The following is a 16,971-nucleotide window of genomic DNA, read 5'->3' on the forward strand; positions in this document are numbered from 1 at the left end:
TCTAAATTATATAAAATAGAAATAAATGTTAATAAAACAAATAATTATGCTGAAATACTTAATGAAGTTACATATAATGTATGGAAAAGTGTTAACTCATATATGAATAGATATGTAGGTAGAAATATAAATAAATCTGCATATTTAGAGAATTTTATAGTTAATGAAAAAGTTAAAATCAATAGAACTTTCGCAAATATAAATATTAAACTATAAATAATAAAAAGAAAAGGTGGTTAGATTTTACTCTAATCACCTTTAATTTTTATATATTACTTAATATTTTTTGTTCATATATTCAGAAATTATTTTTTCTAACTTTATATATTCAACACACCTATTTTTTAAATTTTTTTTATTTATATCACTTTTATAATCAACATCATACATTTGCGAAATAATAGTATACAACTTTTTAGCATTAATTTTTATTTTTTCACCATTCTTTTTTATAATCCTTAATTGTTTTCTTAATAAAATTCTATAATTAATATCTTCAATCTTTTCTATATTAAAATCTAACAAATAATCCTCTAATACTGGTATCATATTATTTAAATTAATAACTCCTAATTCACCATCATTTAATTTAAAAATATCAACTCTATTATTCATTTTTAAATATTTTTCTTTAGGTGATGATAAAGGGGCAAAATATTTAAAATTATTAATTTCAAATACAATACCAACAAAAGGTCTTGTTTCTTCTTTATTTTTAGAAACCTTTTCATCATATTTTCTTAAAAAATCAATATATTCATCCTTTATTCTATATATCCTCATAACCCCTCCTTAAAAAGAATAGTAGTTGACTCGCAACTACTATATTTTTCGTTCTCATTTTTGGCTGAGATTCACCTCTTTTTTCGTTCTCATTTTTGGCTGAGATTCACCTCTTTTTTCGTTCTCATTTTACGGCTGAGATTCACCTCTTTTTATATTTCAATTATAGCACTTTTCAATTTTAAATTCAATTTTTATTTTTGACTTAATATCAATGGTTTCCCATCTACTATAGCTATTGAATGTTCAAAATGTGCTGATCTTTTTTTATCTTGAGTAACTACTGTCCATTGATCTTTTAATATTTTTACCTTAAATGTCCCTATATTCACCATAGGTTCTATAGCTATTACCATTCCTTCTTGTAAAACTGTACCTGAACCATGTCTTCCATAATTAGGTACATAAGGATCTTCGTGCATTTCAAATCCTACACCGTGACCTGTAAAATCACGAACAACAGAAAATCCATTTCTTTCTACATAATTTTGTATAACTGCTCCTATATCACCTGTAGTATTTCCTAAAACAGCAGCTTCTATTCCTAAATCACGTGCTTTTTCTGTAACATTTAACAGTTTTCTTGATTTTTCATCTATTTCACCAACAGCAAAAGTTTTTGCTGCATCTCCATAATATCCATCTAATATTGTTACAGTATCTAAAGAAACTATATCTCCTTCTTTAATAATTTCTGTTTTACTAGGTATTCCATGTACAACTTTCTCATTTATAGATATGCAAGTTGATGCTGGATATGGAGGATAAGGCCACCCTATATCATATCCCTTTGTTCCAGGTAGTGCTCCCTGAGAAAGAATATAGTCTTCACAAATTTTATCTATTTCCCAAGTAGATACTCCTGCTTTAATATATTTAGGTATAATATCTTCATAAAGTCTTGCAATTATTTCATTTGCAGCCTTAATTTTTTTTATATCTTCTAATGTTTTTAATCTAACCATACATCACCTATATATTACAGTTATTTTTTAATAAATCTACTATTTCTTCTGTAATATATTTACTTTCTCTTTCTCCTTGTATTTCAGCAACTTTTCCTTTTGATTTATAGTAATCTAAAACTGGTGCAGTTTGTGCCTTGTATTGTTTTAATCTATTTAATACAACTTCTTCTGTATCATCTGCTCTTTGTTCTAAATCTTCTGGATTTTCATCTACAGGTGGATTATATATCACATGATATATCTTTCCTGTTTTCTTAGAAACACGTCTTCCTGTAATTCTTTTTAATATTTCATCATCTTCAACTATTAAAGCTATTACTTTTTCTATTTCTTTTTCTTGTTTTTCTAAAATTACATCTAAAGCTTTAGCTTGTTCTACTGTTCTTGGATATCCATCAAGTATAAATCCTTTTTCAGTATCTTTTTCTTTTAATCTTTCTGCTACTAATCCATTTACTATATCATCACTTACAAGATTTCCAGCATCCATTAACTTTTTAGCTTCAAGTCCAAGTGGTGTTTTATTAGCTATCGCTGCTCTTAAAATATCTCCTGTTGAAATTTGAGGTATAGAAAATCTTTCTATTAACTCTTTTGCTTGAGTTCCTTTTCCTGCTCCTGGTGGTCCAAATAATATTATATTCATTCAAATCTCTCCTTTAGTCTTTTTTCTCAGTATACACTTAATTTCCTAGTATGTCAATTATTTCACGCTCTACACCACATTCATCATTTGTAAATTTAGTAATTCTTTTAGCAACTTTTAGTAAATGTTCCTCTGAATTTTTCATAGCATAACCATATCCTACTCCAGTTATCATTTCTACATCATTTTCTGCATTACCAAAAGCTAATACATTATCCGTGCTTATTCCAAGTTTTTTACATAATACTTCAAGTGCAGTAAATTTATTAACATTTTTATCTGTTATTTCTACTAAAATATTCATACTTCTTGCTTGTGTAACTTTATCTCCATATTGACTTTTATCTATTATGTTATATATATCATCAACTTCTTGTCCTGTTGCAAAAATCATAAGTTTTAATTTATTTTTAGGAAACTGTTTTATATCATCTATTTTTACGCAACTCGTAAAATTTGCCCAACATTCTAAATCTGCTCTTTTATCATAGTTGTATGTTATGAGTTTATCCCAATCATGTATACTTAAAGGATTTTTGACTCCTTCTTTTTCAAGTAATTCAAATATTCCAAAAATTGTATCATCACTTATACTATCTTGATATATTATTTTTTCTTCCTTTAAATCATATATTTCAGCACCATTATGACCTATGATATATCTAACCATATCTTTCATACCCAATTTTTCAACAAGAGTAAGAATACCTGCTGTTGCTCTTCCACTTGCAAATACTATTTCTTGACTAAGTTTCATTTCTCTTAATTTATTTACATAACTTAAATCTGATTTAAAATGACTATCATCTAAAAATGTACCATCAAAATCTATGGCTATTAATTTTATCTTATCTTTCATTAAATTCCTCCGTAATTTCCACTAACTTATGTGTTATACCTCTTTCAAGACTTGAGTGACCTGCATCTTGTATTATATATAGCTTTGCATTTTCTAATTTATTGTATAGTTCATAGGCTCCACTAATTCTACAGTCTACATCATATCTTCCATGTACTATATCTATATCTAGTCCTTTTAGCTTATCAGTGTTTTCTAAAATATAGTTTGGAGTAGGTAGAAAAGAATTATTATTAAAGTAGTGACATTCTATTCTTGCCATACTAATATCCATAGGAGTAATTTCATCACTATTATCTTTTCTTATTAAACGAATACAACTACATTCCCAATCTGACCAAAATTTAGCATATCTTGTTGCTATTTCTAAATCAGCACTTAAATATTTAAAATATGATTTTACTGGATTTTTTCTTTCTTCTTCTGTAAGAGGTGATAAAAATAAGTCAAATTCTTTAGGATAAAAATATGATGCTCCTTCTTTATATAGCCAAACTACATCTTCTTCTCTTGCTAAAAATATTCCTCTTAAAACAAGTTTTAATACTCTCTCTGGATGATTTATTGCATAAACTAAAGATAAGGTAGATCCCCAAGAACCACCAAAAACCATCCATTTATCTATATTTAATATTTCTCTTATAGCTTCCATATCTTTAATTAAAGAAAAAGTATCATTTTCTTTTAATTCTGAAAAAGGAAGACTTTTACCTGATCCTCTTTGATCTATCACTATTATTTTATACTTATTTTTACAAAAAAATCTCTTAGCATAAGAGCCCATAGGAGATCCAGGCCCTCCATGAACAAATACTACAGGTATTCCGTTAGGATTTCCACTAACTTCATAATATATTTTATGGATACCTGTTTCATAGTAATAACCCTTTTCTTCATACCCCTCATCTTTATATAGCGTCTTTATATTTTGTATTTCTTGACTATTTATTTCTTTTATCATTTAAAAACTCCTTTATGACAGAAACACTGTCAATTAAATTATCGTTATATCCTGTTTTATCTATAAATGCATGAGTTTCACCTGCATATCTAATTCCTTTTGCATCAACATTACAGTTTTTTAATCTATTATAGAAATATTCTGCTTCAAGCCTTAAATAATCAAATTCAACTGTAAATATTAAAGTTTTAGGAAATTTTCTTAAAATACTATCAGGAGTTGATATTTGAGATATATAGTAATTTGAAACTTCTTCTTTTGTTTTTATATATTGATGTTTTATAAACGGCATAGCATATTTAAGTCCAGTAGCTTCTGACTTCATCAATTGAGAATTAGTATCATTTTCATCTATGTTATATTCTTTAAGATCCCAAACAAAATCTTCCATAATATTATCCTTAAGATCTATTAAAAGAACAGGATAATAAAGAATTAAACCTTTAGAAATTCTTGTTTCACTTTCTTCTATATCTTTTATTAGTACCGAAGTTGCTATACTTCCTCCAGCACTATCTCCAGCTAAATAAATATTTTCATACTCATTTTTTATGCTATTTACAACACTATAACCCTCATTTATTGCAGTAGGAAATGGATATTCTGGTGCTAAAGAATAATCAACTGATATTACTGTAGCTCCTGTTTCTTGTGATATATATCTACAAGTATTTTGTATTGTATTTACTGAACCTCCATAAAATCCTCCACCATGAAAAAATACTATAACATTTTTCTTGTCTTGATTAAATCTTTCATATCTTATAACTGGAACTCCATTAAAACTATCTTTAATATTATATATTTCCATATCTGTAATATCAATATTCGGAAACCACATTTCAGCTCTCATTTTATCAACAGTATTAGAATATTTTATATTATTTAATCCTCTTTCTAAAGCGACTTTTTTCTTTAAATTAGTTGTTGTTATAACATTAGGATCTATGCTACCCTTTACATACCCTTCTGTTTTAGAATATCTTATTTCCATAACTTACTTGGATCCTCACTTTCTCTAATATGTAAAACACTTTTATCTACATATTTATTATATTCTCTTTTTGCTTCTCCTACAAAAATTATTCTATTAACTTTAATTTTTAAAAAATAATCTCCTAAAAATCCAACTATAAAAAACATTAAAGAATGGAATATAAACAATCTTAAATAAAGATAAGCAAAAAGTCCACAAGCTATTCCTGTGAATAAACTTATACTTAACCTTTTAAAATATGCTCTTTGTTTTCTGCTCTTAAAATCTTGCATACCTTGTGAAATTTCTGACTCTAATTCTTCTTTAGGTACTAAAGAATATATATCTATTCCTTCTTCTAAATACTTAGTTAAAAGAGCTGAACAAAACTCCCTCATTACTTTATTATTATTTAAAATAGACTTTTTCAAACAACCTGAAAGCATTAAAATATTATTACGTATTTCATCATTCATCAAACTTTATACTCCTTTTCAAAATTTCATTATTTACCTTATCTTTTAAATCAATATTAGAATTAATATTTCCTTTACTTTTTAAATATTCAATATATTCAACTTCCTTATTAGCAAATCCTAAAATTTTTAACTCTCTATTATTTAATTCATTAATATTATATTTATTAAATTTAACATCTGAAACAAAATAATATTTATCAATTTTTTCTTTATCTTGTTTAGATATACCATAAATTTTTTCTATATCATATATACTTCCAATAAAATTTTTATATTCCTTAATTTTAGATATTTTATTTTTACTTATACCTATATTTTTTAAATCATTTAAATCAATCTTATTTATATCTTTATTTTTACTAACTTCATCATCTTTTTCATCATACACAATATACTCTTCATTTATTTCAACTTTAGGTGAACCTGTATTTATTATTTCTGAAAAATTTGTATATTTATTTAAAAAATTTATTATAGCAATTATAGAAAAGAGATATATTGCACCTCTAATTTTTTTCACCTAACCCCCTAATTATTTCTAACTTTTTATTTAATCTATCTTCAAATTCATTTAACCACATTAATGGATCTTTAGAATTTATTTGTCTAGTAATACATCCATCTTTTATTATCTTCGTTATTCCTCCAGCTCCTATTGCTATTACACTTTTATTTTCTTCTATCATTTCTATATTATATATCAACTGTTTCCCCGGTAAACAATATCCTAAATTCTCTCCAAAATCAAAAGAATTTTTTTGTCTATATAGATAATATGGTATGTATCCTTTTTCTTGTGTTATTTCTTTAATTTTAGATTCAATTTTTTCATAATCTAACCCTTTAGTTAACCTATGTTTTTTCATTGTTAAATTAGAAGCATTTTTTAAAGCTAAATAATGAAATGTAACATTTTCTGGATTATATTCTTTAAATTTCTCTAAAGTATTTAATATATCTTCTGTACTTTCTTTAGGAAGACCTATTATAAAGTCCATATTAATATCAAAACCAAGATTTTTAGATATAGTATATACTTCATTTAATTTATCTATATCGTGATATCTATTAACTAATTTTAAAGTTTCTTCTTTAAAACTTTGAGGATTTATACTTATTCTACTTACTCCATATTTCTTCATTAAATTAAGTTTATCTTCATCTAATGTATCTATTCTACCTGCTTCAAATGTATATTCTTTAATATTATTGAAATCAAAATTATCTTGTATTGTTTTTAAAAATTCATCCATTTCACTAAGCTCAAGATAACTTGGTGTTCCTCCCCCTACATATATACTGTTTATATTTATTTTCAATTCTTTACATAATTTTCCTACTTCTTCTGTTTCTTTAAGTAATTTTTCAAAATATTCATCATATCTCTCGTTATATTTACCTCTTTTTAAATAAGCTGGAAATGAACAATAACTACATTTTGTAGGGCAATATGCAAATCCTATATATACACTAATACTCTCTTTATCTAAAAAATCTTTTGAGTTTTTTACTACATTTAATAATAATTTTGCTTTATCTCTACTTACCCCATAAATCGATTCAAGTATATATTCAACTTTAAATTCATCATATTTTTCCAATAATTTTCTTGCAAGTTTAGTTGGTCTTACTCCCACAAGAGTTCCCCAAGGTACAGATATATCATATAGTTTTAAAATTGCTAATTTTTGCATTACATCTACTTGATTGCTAAAAAATTCTTCTTTATTTATATATATTTTATCCCTACCATTTGTTGCTAAAACTTCTATTCTTCCATCTTCTTTACATACTTCTAAAAGAACAGTATCAAAGTTATCTCTAAAAAAAACATAAAGAAATTCTTTCCATTTATTTTCATCTATTTCAAAATCAGAAATTACTTTCATCCTTATCAACTCTCATTCTATAAGATTTTAAAGTATTTTTCATAAGAGAAGCAATAGTCATAGGTCCTACTCCACCCGGAACCGGTGTTATATATGAAGCTATATCTTTTACTTCTTCAAAATTTACATCACCACAAATCTTACCTTCAACTCTATTTATTCCTACATCTATAACAACTGCTCCCTTTTTAACATCTTCTTTCCCTATTAAATTAGGAACACCTGCAGCAGATATTACTATATCTGCATTCTTTAATTTTTCTCTCATATCTTTTGTTCTTGTATTACATACTTGAACTGTAGCTCTTTTTTGTATTAATAAAAGTGCCATAGGTTTTCCAACTATATTACTTCTACCTATAATAACTACATCTTTCCCTTCTACATTTATATTGTATTCATCAAATAACTGCATAATCCCATAAGGTGTACAAGATAAAAATCCTGTATCATCTCCTACTACCATTTTACCTATATTATTAAAATGAAATCCATCCACATCTTTATCTGGATTTATTGCATTTAAAACTTTTAATTCATCTATATGTTTAGGCAGTGGTAATTGAACTAAAATACCATCAAATCTTTCATCACTATTTAATCTTTCTATTTCTTTTAACAATTCCTCTTCAGATATATTAGAAGAAAAGTCTATAGTTTCTGTAAAAAAACCAACTTTTTCACATGTCATTCTTTTATTTTTTACATAAACACGAGAGGCTTTATCATCACCAACTATAACCACAACAAGACCTGCACGCCTTCCATTTTTTTTCAACATAAAATCATGTTCTTTACTAATTTCATCTAATATTTTATTAGACAAAGCTTTACCATCTAATATCATTTATCCCCCTTTTTTATATATCTACAAAATTTCCAACCAATATATTTTTCTTCTAATTCTTTTTCCCATTCATCATTTATTTCAGGAAAAAACGTATCTGCCTTACCCTCAAACTCTACATGACTTACATAAAGATTGCTCACACAACCTGACTCCATCGCTTTTTTATATATACTAGCTCCACCTATAATAAAAATTTCTTCTTTTAAATTAGATAAATTTTTTATCAACTTATCAAAATCATTATATACTTCTATATCTAAATCTCCTTTATCAAATTCCTCAATAGATAAAACTATATTTCTTCTATTAGGCAAAGGCTTTCCTATGCTATCAAAGGTATTTTTACCCATTATTATTGTTTTTCCTGTTGTTATTTCTTTAAATTTTTTTAAATCTTCTGGAATATGCCATAATAACTTATTATTAAGACCTATTTCCATATTTTTACCAACAGCTACTATTATACTAAACATTTCACTCCTTAAACTGCTACTTCAAATTTTATTAGAGGATGACTTTCATAGTCTATAAGCTCTATATCTTCAAATGTTAACTCATTAAATGGTTTATCTGCAATTTTTATTTTAGATAATTTTAATGGTTGACGAGTTAACTGTTCTTTTAAGCCTTCTATATGATTTTCATATATATGAGCATCTATTATTGTATGTACAAATTCTCCAACTTCATAACCACATTCCTTAGCTATCATCATAGTTAATAAAGAATAGCAAGCTAAATTAAAAGGTATACCTAATGCAATATCTCCACTTCTTTGTGTTAAGTGACAATTTAATTTATTACCTAATACATTAAATGCAAAAGTATAATGACAAGGTGGTAATTTACTTATACTCGCATTCCCCGGATTCCAAGCAAGAACTATTAATCTTCTTCCATTTTTATGATTAGGATTTTCTTTCATTTCTTTTAATGTATCTATTATATATTGTATTTGATCAAATACTAAAGAGCCATTTTCTTCTCTTGTTGTCCATCTATTGTTTTCATCTACAAATACTTCTCCATCAAGAGAAATTTCTGGAACAGGATATCTTCTCCAAAATCTACCATAAGCCGTTTCAAGTCTACCTTCCTCATCAGCCCAAGCATCCCATATCTTTGTTTTTTTCTTTAATTCTTTGATATGTTCTTCTCCGCTTAAATACCAAAAAAGCTCATGTAACATTGAATTAAAATACATCTTTTTTGTTGTAAGTAAAGGATAACCTTGAGATAAATCTACCTTATATGAATAAGCAAATGTAGATATAGTATCAACTCCTGTTCTATTTTCCTTTCTTACTCCATTTTTTAAAACATAATTTACTAAATCTAAATAAACTTTCATATTACCTCCACAAACTAAATATTAAGACAATTAAACCTAAAATTATTCTATAATAACCAAATAATTTAAAGTCCCTATTTTTTATATATTTCATAAATCCTTTAATAATGTAAAGTGACATTATAAAGGTTAAAATTAAACCTAAAAATATTAATATTAACTCATAATATGTTAATATATTTCCAAGTTTTATCAATTTCAAACTTGTTGCACCTAGCATTGTTGGTATCGCTAAATAAAACGAAAACTCTGTTGCAGCTATTCTACTTAACCCTATAAGCATCGCACCTATTATTGTTGCAGCTGATCTTGATGTTCCCGGTATCATTGCTAAACATTGAAATAACCCTATATATATCGCCATCGTATATGATATATCTTTAACACTTTCTACCTTTACTTTTTTATTTTTACTTTCAATAAATACAAGCAATACACCATAAATAACCAACATTATTGATACTATTATAGGATTAAATAAATATTTATCTATTAAATCATCAAAAAGCAAACCTAAAACAACAGCTGGTAAAACTGCCACTATTATTTTTTTCCATAAAGAAAATAGTTCATTTCTTTTTTCTCCTTTATATTTAAAAGGATATATTTCATTAAAAAATACAACCACAACAGCAAGTATCGCTCCCAGTTGTATTATTATTTGAAAAGCATTAACAAACACCTTATTTTCTGATAATTTTATTAAATTTTCAAGTAATATCATATGTCCTGTACTACTAACAGGTATAAACTCTGTAAAAGCTTCTACTAGAGATAATAAAAAAACTTTAAATATATCTATAATCATTATAATTTCCTTTCTATTTATATATTAATTATACCAAATTTTAATCCAAAAAAAAAGAAGAATAGATATTATAAAAATAAGAACATTTTAACAATGATTTTTCTAAATATATTGACAAAATTTTATAGTTCAGTTATACTTTTGACAAAGTTAATAAATCATTTGAATGAGAGGAGAAAATGTTAATGAAAAAATTGTTGTTATTTGTAATGTTTTTAATATCATTAAATTCCTTATCAGAGGAGTTTAAATATGATAATGGTGATAGATTAATCGTTGATATTGTAAATGGAAAAGAAGAAGGTCCTTATAAATATTACGCCAAAAATGGAGATATAGAAGAAGGAACTTTTGTAAATGGAATAATTGAAGGACCATTTATAAAATATTATACAAATTCAGGAATAAAAGAAGAAGGAACATATATAAACAGTAAAAAAGAAGGTTTAACTACTATATATTTCAAAGATGGTAGCAAAATTGAAGGAATTTATAAAAACGACAAAATAGAGGGTTCTGTTAAATTCATTTTACCAAATGGAATAAATTTTGAAATTCCATATACAAATTTTCAATAAAGAATATAAAAAATAAAACGTACCAACAATTAGTGTTTAATTATACTAGTTTGTTGGTACATATTCTTTTAAAATATCTTATTTTTTTAATTCATTAACTATTTTTGTTAATTGATCTATTTTTGTTTTCAAATCTTGTATTTCTTCATCTTTAACATCTTTTTTCTTATTATTAAATAGATATGAAACTCCTAAACCAAACCCTATGTCTCCATGAAATGATATACTTGAACTTAATTTATATGAAACTTTTTCATTTTTACCTAAACTTCCTAAAAGTCCTAATGCAATAGAAGTTTCACCTTTGTACATTCCAAGTCCTACTGATATTGAATCCCCTTCAGAACGATTAATTAAGTTAGCCATAGCCATAGCATTTGCAATTCCTGATATCGTTGATTTATCCATTTCATTTTTAGAATTTCCTATTCTTAAATTTCCTTCAGAATCTATTCTAGTAGTTATTCCATTTTCTCCTTTTATTGCTAAATTACCACTTGATAAATTTATGCTATTTTCTCCATTATCCGAACTTACTTTTAGTGTTATTTTCTTTAATTGTGCAACATTTACAGCATCGGAATCAACTGTACCTGCAGCAACATTTGTGATTTGACGTTTAATTCCAAGAGTATTATTACCTATAGAAACAGCTCCTCTACTAGAAACCCAAGAACCAATCATTTTATTTTTCTTAATATCAAGTTCTTTTATTTCTTCTTTTTTAACATATATTTCATTAAGTTTATTACCCATTTTTTGTGCTTGTTCTTTATTAAATTTTTTTCTTTCTTCCCCTGTCAAAGTGCTATTATCTATATCATCAATTATCTTCTTGTAGTCTTTTCTTGATGTAACTATTTCTTTTTCTAAAGTTTCTATTCTTTTTGTAATTTCAATATATTCCTCTTTATTATCACCTAATACATCATCTATAGATTTAATATTTCCAGAAGGATCATATCCTAAAATATTCTTATTTCTATTACTTAAAGAATCTTCTCCTAATGCAACACTTGAATCTATATAAGAATAGGCATTATGTCCTAACGCTGTTGAACCTTCTCCTTCAGCTATAGCATAACTTCCACTAGCTAGTGCATAATCCTTTTGTGTTTGAGCCTGTTTTCCTAAAGCAACAGAAAAATGTCCTTTTCCTACACTTCCATGACCTATAGATATTGTATTTGTATCATAAGTTTCAGCAGTACCCCCTATGGCTATATTTTGAAATCCATATGATTTAGCGTGTAATCCTAACGCTATTGAATTAGAGTATTTTCTTCCTTTTTGTTGATATTTTTGATAATCTTCTGGAAATAAATCTTTTTTATAACCGGGTGCTCCTATATCATTGCTTTCTTTATTAGGTAATTCTCCTATATATGCTCCATTTCCTATAGCAATAGAGGAACTTGTTCCAACTCCTTCAACACTTGCATAAGCTCCTAAAGCTATAGTATTTGAAGTTGAAGATTTTGCTTTAAGACCTATAGATATACCACTATCTCCTTTAGATTCTGCTTCTTTACCAATAGCAATTGTATTACTACCTATACTGTTACTTGAATCCCCTATTGCAACAGAACTTATTCCACTACTCTTAGAATGAAAGCCATAAGCAGATGAAGAATGACCTCCAGCTACACTCGAAATACCTATAGAAACAGATTGAGTGTTTTCTGCTTTTGAACCAGAACCTATTGCTATAGCATTACCTTTAATTGCTTGAGCATTTACTCCCAAAGCAACTGAATTTCCTTCTTTAGTTTTAGAATTAGATCCTATTGCAATAGAAGCATATCCTTTAGATTCTGCCTCTTTACCAATAGCAATTGTATTACTACCAATACTGTTACTTGAATCTCCTATTGCAACAGAAGCATCTCCTTTAGAATCTGAATTTTCTCCAACAGCAATATTTGTAGCATTTTCACTATTTGAAGTTTTACCTATTGAAATTCCTTTACCTTGTCCTTTTTCTATTCCTTCACCATAAATATTAATACTTGCTAATAAAACTAATAAAGATATACCTAATAATTTTTTCATAATTACCCTCCTAAATACGATACTATCCAATAATATTATACCCCCCCCCATATTTTTGTCAATCTTATATAAAATTATTACTTTTATTAAAAATAGATAGCCTTTTAGAACCATCTATTTTTATACAAATTTAAATTTTATACCTATTTTTTAATAAAATTTTTCATCAATATATTTAAACTTTCTTCAAGTTTTAAAACTCTTGATTTCAATTCATTATTTTCTTCTTCTAATTTTTTTATCTTTAAATTTGAATTTTCTTCTTCAATAACTTCACGATTAAATTGATATCCAACCCCTATACCAAAAGCTACTTTACCTTTAGTATTAAGTGCTCCACTTGCTTTATACACTATATTTGCTTTTCTATCTACACCACTTAATCCAACAGCTACTGATGTATCTCCATTAAAAGTTCCTAATGCAGCAGAAACATTTGCTCCATTTTTAAGATTTACAATTTGAGGAAGATTTGCCATAGCAATCGCGTTAGCAAGCCCTATATTTAAATTTTCAATATTTTTATTAACATTTCCATCTAAAGAAATTGTAATTCCATTATTAGTAACTTCTGTTTTTACACCATTCTTACCATTAATATTAATTCCAGAGCTTAATTTAAATATATTTGTTCCTGTATCTCCATTAAATTTAGCTGCTACATTTTTAAGTTGAGCTACATTTACAGCATCAGTATCAAGTAATCCTGCAGAAACATTATTTATTTGTCTAGTCAATCCAAGTTCGGCATTTCCTATTGACACCCCTCCTAATGTACTTTCCCAAGTTGATGCGTTTTTAAAATTCTCTTTCATATATTTAATTAAGTTAAGTCTTTCATTTATAGCGTTATCTCTAAGAACACGATTTTCTATCGTAAGTTTATCAGCTTCTTCTCTTTCTGTTTTTTCTTTTGCATATATTCTTTTATATTCAACATCTTTCAACTTTTCGTTAATTTGATATATTTTGTTATCAAGTTCAATCATTTCATTCTTTTTAGATATATATTCATTTATTTTATCTGCACCTAAAATATCTTGCATATTTTGAATATTAAATTCAAGTGGATTATATCCTGTAGTATATAATTGTCCATTAGTTTTAGAATTATCTCCAAGTGCAACTCCAGAATCAATATCAGCAGTAGCGTTATACCCTATTGCAACAGAATTCACACCAAGTGTTTCAGCATAAGACCCAATCGCTGTTGAATTTACTGCATTTGCTTTTGTTTCTCTACCAAATGCTAATGAATTATTGTATAAAGCTTCAGAATAGCTTCCAATAGCATTACTGTATATTCCTCTAGCATGTGCATAAAGTCCTATAGCGTTACTTGCAAATCCACGAGCACCATTTTCACGATTATTACCATTATTTTGCATACCTATAGCAACTGAATAATGCCCCCAAGCTTGAGAATGTGTTCCAAGTGCTGATGCATAGGTTCCGTGGGCATTAGAAGAGGTTCCTACAGCTGTTGCATAAGCACTATTTCCCATTATATCTTCAGTATTAGCTCTTGCTCCATTTCCTATTGCTGTTGATCCTGTTTTTCCTGTAACTGCTCCAGTTCCTAGAGCTGTTTGACCTGAATAAGTTCCTCCACTTCTATTTTCAGCTCCATTTCCTATTGCTATTGAAAGTCCTGCTTTTGAACTCGCACCATTTCCTATAGCTATTGATCCAGTTTTATCTTCTCCTTCTCCACCTACATAAGCCCCTCTTCCTATTGATATAGCACTATTTGATTCTACTTTAGACGCATAACCAATAGATACTGAAGTTTCACCAGAAGCTTTAGCAGCCGTTCCTAAAGCTGTACTATAATTCCCATCTGCTTTTGAATTAAATCCAATAGATGTCGCTTGATCTCCACTTGCATCTGCCTTATAACCATATGCAGCTGTAGCGTAATTAGTTGCTTTAGCTTCACTACCAACAGATATAGAATAAGCACCTGAAGCTAAATTTTCATCTCCTATACTTATTGATTTTCCACCTATGGCACCATAAGGATTTAATGATTTTAGTCTACTAAGTTTACCATCTTTTTCTAATATTGTTTTAGCTTCACTTACAGATTTTTCATAAGCCACTAAAGCTTCTTTTTTATTTTTTTCAGTTATAGAAGCATTTAATCTATTTTCATCACTAACTAATTCTTTCAATTTATTCGTATCTGTTAATAATTCTTTTTTTAAAGCTTCATCTTTAACTAAATCATTTATTGTTTTTTCATATTTTATATATTCTTTAAATCCATTTTCGTTTATTTCATATTTTTTAGAAGTTTCATTAAACTTTACCATTTTTTCTAACATCGTTTCACTAATATGAACACCTATAGCTATACCACGTTCTCCAAACGAATATGAATCTGCTCCTATAGCAACACCATATTGATCTATCGCCTTAGCATACGCCCCAACTGAAGTAGTATTTATACCAGTTGCTTCTGTTCTTGTACCTATAGCTAATGCATCTGTTTTTGTTGATTTTGAATTAAGTCCAAGAGCCATCATGTTTCCATCTTCATTAGTTTCTGCAACAGCTTCTGCATTTGCTCCTAAAGCTAAAGCTTGATTCCCATTAGCTTTAGAATTGGGCCCAATCCCTATTGCTACATGACCAGTTGCACTTGCTTCTCCTCCTGAATCAAACTTAACAAGTTTTTCTACTTCTCCTCCATAAATAAATGTTCCCGATATTAAAAAAGAAAATAATAATTCTTTTTTTAATCTACTTATCTTCATTAAATTTCACCTCATTTTAATTTTATATTTTTTATTATATCTTCAATTAAAAATCTTTTCAATATATTAAATTGATTATTTTATTTCAAAATAAAAAGTTTTAAAATAATAAACAAAATATAATAAAAGTAAATAAATATGGTAGTAAAATTAAAATTTTAAAATCAAAAAAAATTAATTTATTTTATATTTTAAAAAATATATATTACACTCTTAAAATTTTGGTTTTAAAAAATAATTGTGGTATAATATTGACACAGGTTAAATGTATATTATAATTTTAAATAAATTTTTAAAATAAAAGTGGAAAATTAAAATGTATAAAATAGGCTTGAATAAGGCTTTATTTATTCTAAACTATATGTTTGAAGAACTAATATATGATATTTCTTTAACAGAAGGAAATCAAATGACATTATTAGAAACTGCTCATACCTTATCTGGAAAAGCACCTAAAAATGCACGTATTAAAGATGTTATATTAGTCAGAAATTAAAAAAAGGGGTTTGATTATATCTTAAATAAAATTAAAGAAAACAATTTTTATTTTGATAAAGACACTTTTTGCACAGTAAATCGATTAGTTGCAAGTAATGATAATTTTGATAATTTAGGTGGTTTTAGACGTTATAATATAAAAATAATAGGTGCAAAACATACCGGTATTGAAGTAGAAAATTTAGATATTAGTTTTTTTGAAACTATAAATAAATATCACGATGATAAAAGAGAAGGTATAAAAATCATAGATTTATTTTTAAATTTATGTAAAAACCAATATTTTGGAGATGGAAATAAAAGAACTGCACAACTTATAATGTGTGGACTACTTATTTTAAATGGTTATGCACCTTTTTCTATCAATTTTAAAGATATTGAATATTCAGAAGCATTAGTAAATTTTTATGATTATGAAAATAAAAAAGATACCATATTACAAAAACTTTTAAATAAACAAAAAGAAATAACAAAAAATTTTTAGAGAAAAAATAAATCAAAAATCTTTAAATAA

Annotated in this window: 19 protein-coding genes and 1 pseudogene; 5 read left to right on the forward strand and 15 right to left on the reverse strand. The window is 26.7% G+C overall.

What is annotated here, in order from left to right; translation table 11 throughout:
• The coding region (locus tag ACWYO2_RS01495; protein ID WP_455514727.1) for a hypothetical protein at positions 1-216 on the forward strand (216 nt) is incomplete at its 5' end.
• Positions 217-276: 60 nt separating this feature from the next.
• On the opposite strand, the gene ACWYO2_RS01500 is transcribed toward ACWYO2_RS01495, so the two are convergent.
• From ACWYO2_RS01500 to ACWYO2_RS01560, 13 genes are all read right to left on the reverse strand, one after another.
• Positions 277-783 carry a type III toxin-antitoxin system ToxN/AbiQ family toxin gene (locus ACWYO2_RS01500; protein WP_455514728.1) on the reverse strand — a complete coding sequence of 169 codons (507 nt, stop codon included), beginning with the start codon at positions 781-783 and terminating at the stop codon, positions 277-279.
• A gap of 194 nt (positions 784-977) precedes the next feature.
• On the reverse strand, positions 978-1,748 hold the full coding sequence (gene map, locus ACWYO2_RS01505) for a type I methionyl aminopeptidase (RefSeq protein ID WP_455514729.1): 771 nt from the start codon (positions 1,746-1,748) through the stop codon (positions 978-980).
• A gap of 7 nt (positions 1,749-1,755) precedes the next feature.
• Positions 1,756-2,397 (reverse strand): adenylate kinase, encoded by a 642-nt coding sequence (locus ACWYO2_RS01510; RefSeq protein ID WP_455514730.1) that lies wholly within the window; start codon positions 2,395-2,397, stop codon positions 1,756-1,758.
• Between the two features lie 37 nt (positions 2,398-2,434).
• Complete coding sequence (locus tag ACWYO2_RS01515) at positions 2,435-3,256, reverse strand: Cof-type HAD-IIB family hydrolase (protein WP_455514731.1); 822 nt, start codon at positions 3,254-3,256, stop codon at positions 2,435-2,437.
• Entirely contained in the window at positions 3,246-4,217 is a 972-nt protein-coding gene (gene pip, locus ACWYO2_RS01520) for a prolyl aminopeptidase (RefSeq protein ID WP_455514732.1), read from the reverse strand. The genes ACWYO2_RS01515 and pip overlap by 11 nt, the downstream gene beginning before the upstream one ends.
• A complete protein-coding gene (locus ACWYO2_RS01525; RefSeq protein WP_455514733.1) occupies positions 4,198-5,211 on the reverse strand; it encodes an alpha/beta hydrolase fold domain-containing protein in 1,014 nt (337 codons plus the stop codon). Before ACWYO2_RS01525 ends, pip begins: the two co-directional genes overlap by 20 nt.
• Positions 5,202-5,669 carry a hypothetical protein gene (locus ACWYO2_RS01530; RefSeq protein ID WP_455514734.1) on the reverse strand — a complete coding sequence of 156 codons (468 nt, stop codon included), beginning with the start codon at positions 5,667-5,669 and terminating at the stop codon, positions 5,202-5,204. The genes ACWYO2_RS01525 and ACWYO2_RS01530 overlap by 10 nt, the downstream gene beginning before the upstream one ends.
• Entirely contained in the window at positions 5,662-6,192 is a 531-nt protein-coding gene (locus ACWYO2_RS01535; RefSeq protein ID WP_455514735.1) for a hypothetical protein, read from the reverse strand. Before ACWYO2_RS01535 ends, ACWYO2_RS01530 begins: the two co-directional genes overlap by 8 nt.
• Positions 6,179-7,561 carry a coproporphyrinogen III oxidase gene (locus ACWYO2_RS01540; RefSeq protein ID WP_455514736.1) on the reverse strand — a complete coding sequence of 461 codons (1,383 nt, stop codon included), beginning with the start codon at positions 7,559-7,561 and terminating at the stop codon, positions 6,179-6,181. Before ACWYO2_RS01540 ends, ACWYO2_RS01535 begins: the two co-directional genes overlap by 14 nt.
• Entirely contained in the window at positions 7,545-8,408 is an 864-nt protein-coding gene (folD, locus tag ACWYO2_RS01545) for a bifunctional methylenetetrahydrofolate dehydrogenase/methenyltetrahydrofolate cyclohydrolase FolD (protein ID WP_455514737.1), read from the reverse strand. The genes ACWYO2_RS01540 and folD overlap by 17 nt, the downstream gene beginning before the upstream one ends.
• Entirely contained in the window at positions 8,405-8,884 is a 480-nt protein-coding gene (locus ACWYO2_RS01550; RefSeq protein WP_455514738.1) for a dihydrofolate reductase, read from the reverse strand. Before ACWYO2_RS01550 ends, folD begins: the two co-directional genes overlap by 4 nt.
• Positions 8,885-8,892: 8 nt before the next feature.
• Complete coding sequence (thyA, locus tag ACWYO2_RS01555; RefSeq protein ID WP_455514739.1) at positions 8,893-9,762, reverse strand: thymidylate synthase; 870 nt, start codon at positions 9,760-9,762, stop codon at positions 8,893-8,895.
• A 1-nt stretch (position 9,763) separates the two neighbouring features.
• Positions 9,764-10,570 carry an undecaprenyl-diphosphate phosphatase gene (locus ACWYO2_RS01560; protein WP_455514740.1) on the reverse strand — a complete coding sequence of 269 codons (807 nt, stop codon included), beginning with the start codon at positions 10,568-10,570 and terminating at the stop codon, positions 9,764-9,766.
• A gap of 185 nt (positions 10,571-10,755) precedes the next feature.
• On the opposite strand from ACWYO2_RS01560, the gene ACWYO2_RS01565 reads away from it, so the two are divergent.
• Positions 10,756-11,148, forward strand: coding sequence for a toxin-antitoxin system YwqK family antitoxin (locus tag ACWYO2_RS01565; RefSeq protein WP_455514741.1), 393 nt, complete (start codon positions 10,756-10,758; stop codon positions 11,146-11,148).
• A 78-nt stretch (positions 11,149-11,226) separates the two neighbouring features.
• On the opposite strand, the gene ACWYO2_RS01570 is transcribed toward ACWYO2_RS01565, so the two are convergent.
• Both ACWYO2_RS01570 and ACWYO2_RS01575 read right to left on the reverse strand, forming a co-directional pair.
• The gene (locus ACWYO2_RS01570) at positions 11,227-13,200 is read right to left on the reverse strand and encodes a YadA-like family protein (protein ID WP_455514742.1); all 1,974 of its coding nucleotides are present in this window, start codon (positions 13,198-13,200) and stop codon (positions 11,227-11,229) included.
• A 143-nt stretch (positions 13,201-13,343) separates the two neighbouring features.
• Positions 13,344-15,959: a YadA-like family protein gene (locus ACWYO2_RS01575; protein WP_455514743.1), complete on the reverse strand. Its 2,616-nt coding sequence runs from the start codon at positions 15,957-15,959 to the stop codon at positions 13,344-13,346.
• A gap of 316 nt (positions 15,960-16,275) precedes the next feature.
• Here ACWYO2_RS01575 and ACWYO2_RS01580 point away from each other — a divergent pair, with 316 nt between their 5' ends.
• The 3 genes and pseudogenes from ACWYO2_RS01580 (at position 16,276) to ACWYO2_RS01590 (ending at position 16,941) form a co-directional block, all read left to right on the forward strand.
• The gene (locus ACWYO2_RS01580) at positions 16,276-16,455 is read left to right on the forward strand and encodes a hypothetical protein (protein WP_455514744.1); all 180 of its coding nucleotides are present in this window, start codon (positions 16,276-16,278) and stop codon (positions 16,453-16,455) included.
• Between the two features lie 30 nt (positions 16,456-16,485).
• A pseudogene (locus ACWYO2_RS01585) lies at positions 16,486-16,770 on the forward strand (Fic family protein); the annotation flags it as partial.
• Positions 16,771-16,776: 6 nt separating this feature from the next.
• Positions 16,777-16,941, forward strand: a complete 165-nt coding sequence (locus ACWYO2_RS01590; RefSeq protein ID WP_455514745.1) for a hypothetical protein — start codon at positions 16,777-16,779, stop codon at positions 16,939-16,941.
• The last annotated feature ends 30 nt before the right edge of the window (positions 16,942-16,971 follow it).

The sequence above is a fragment of the Pseudostreptobacillus sp. genome, from assembly GCF_977040545.1.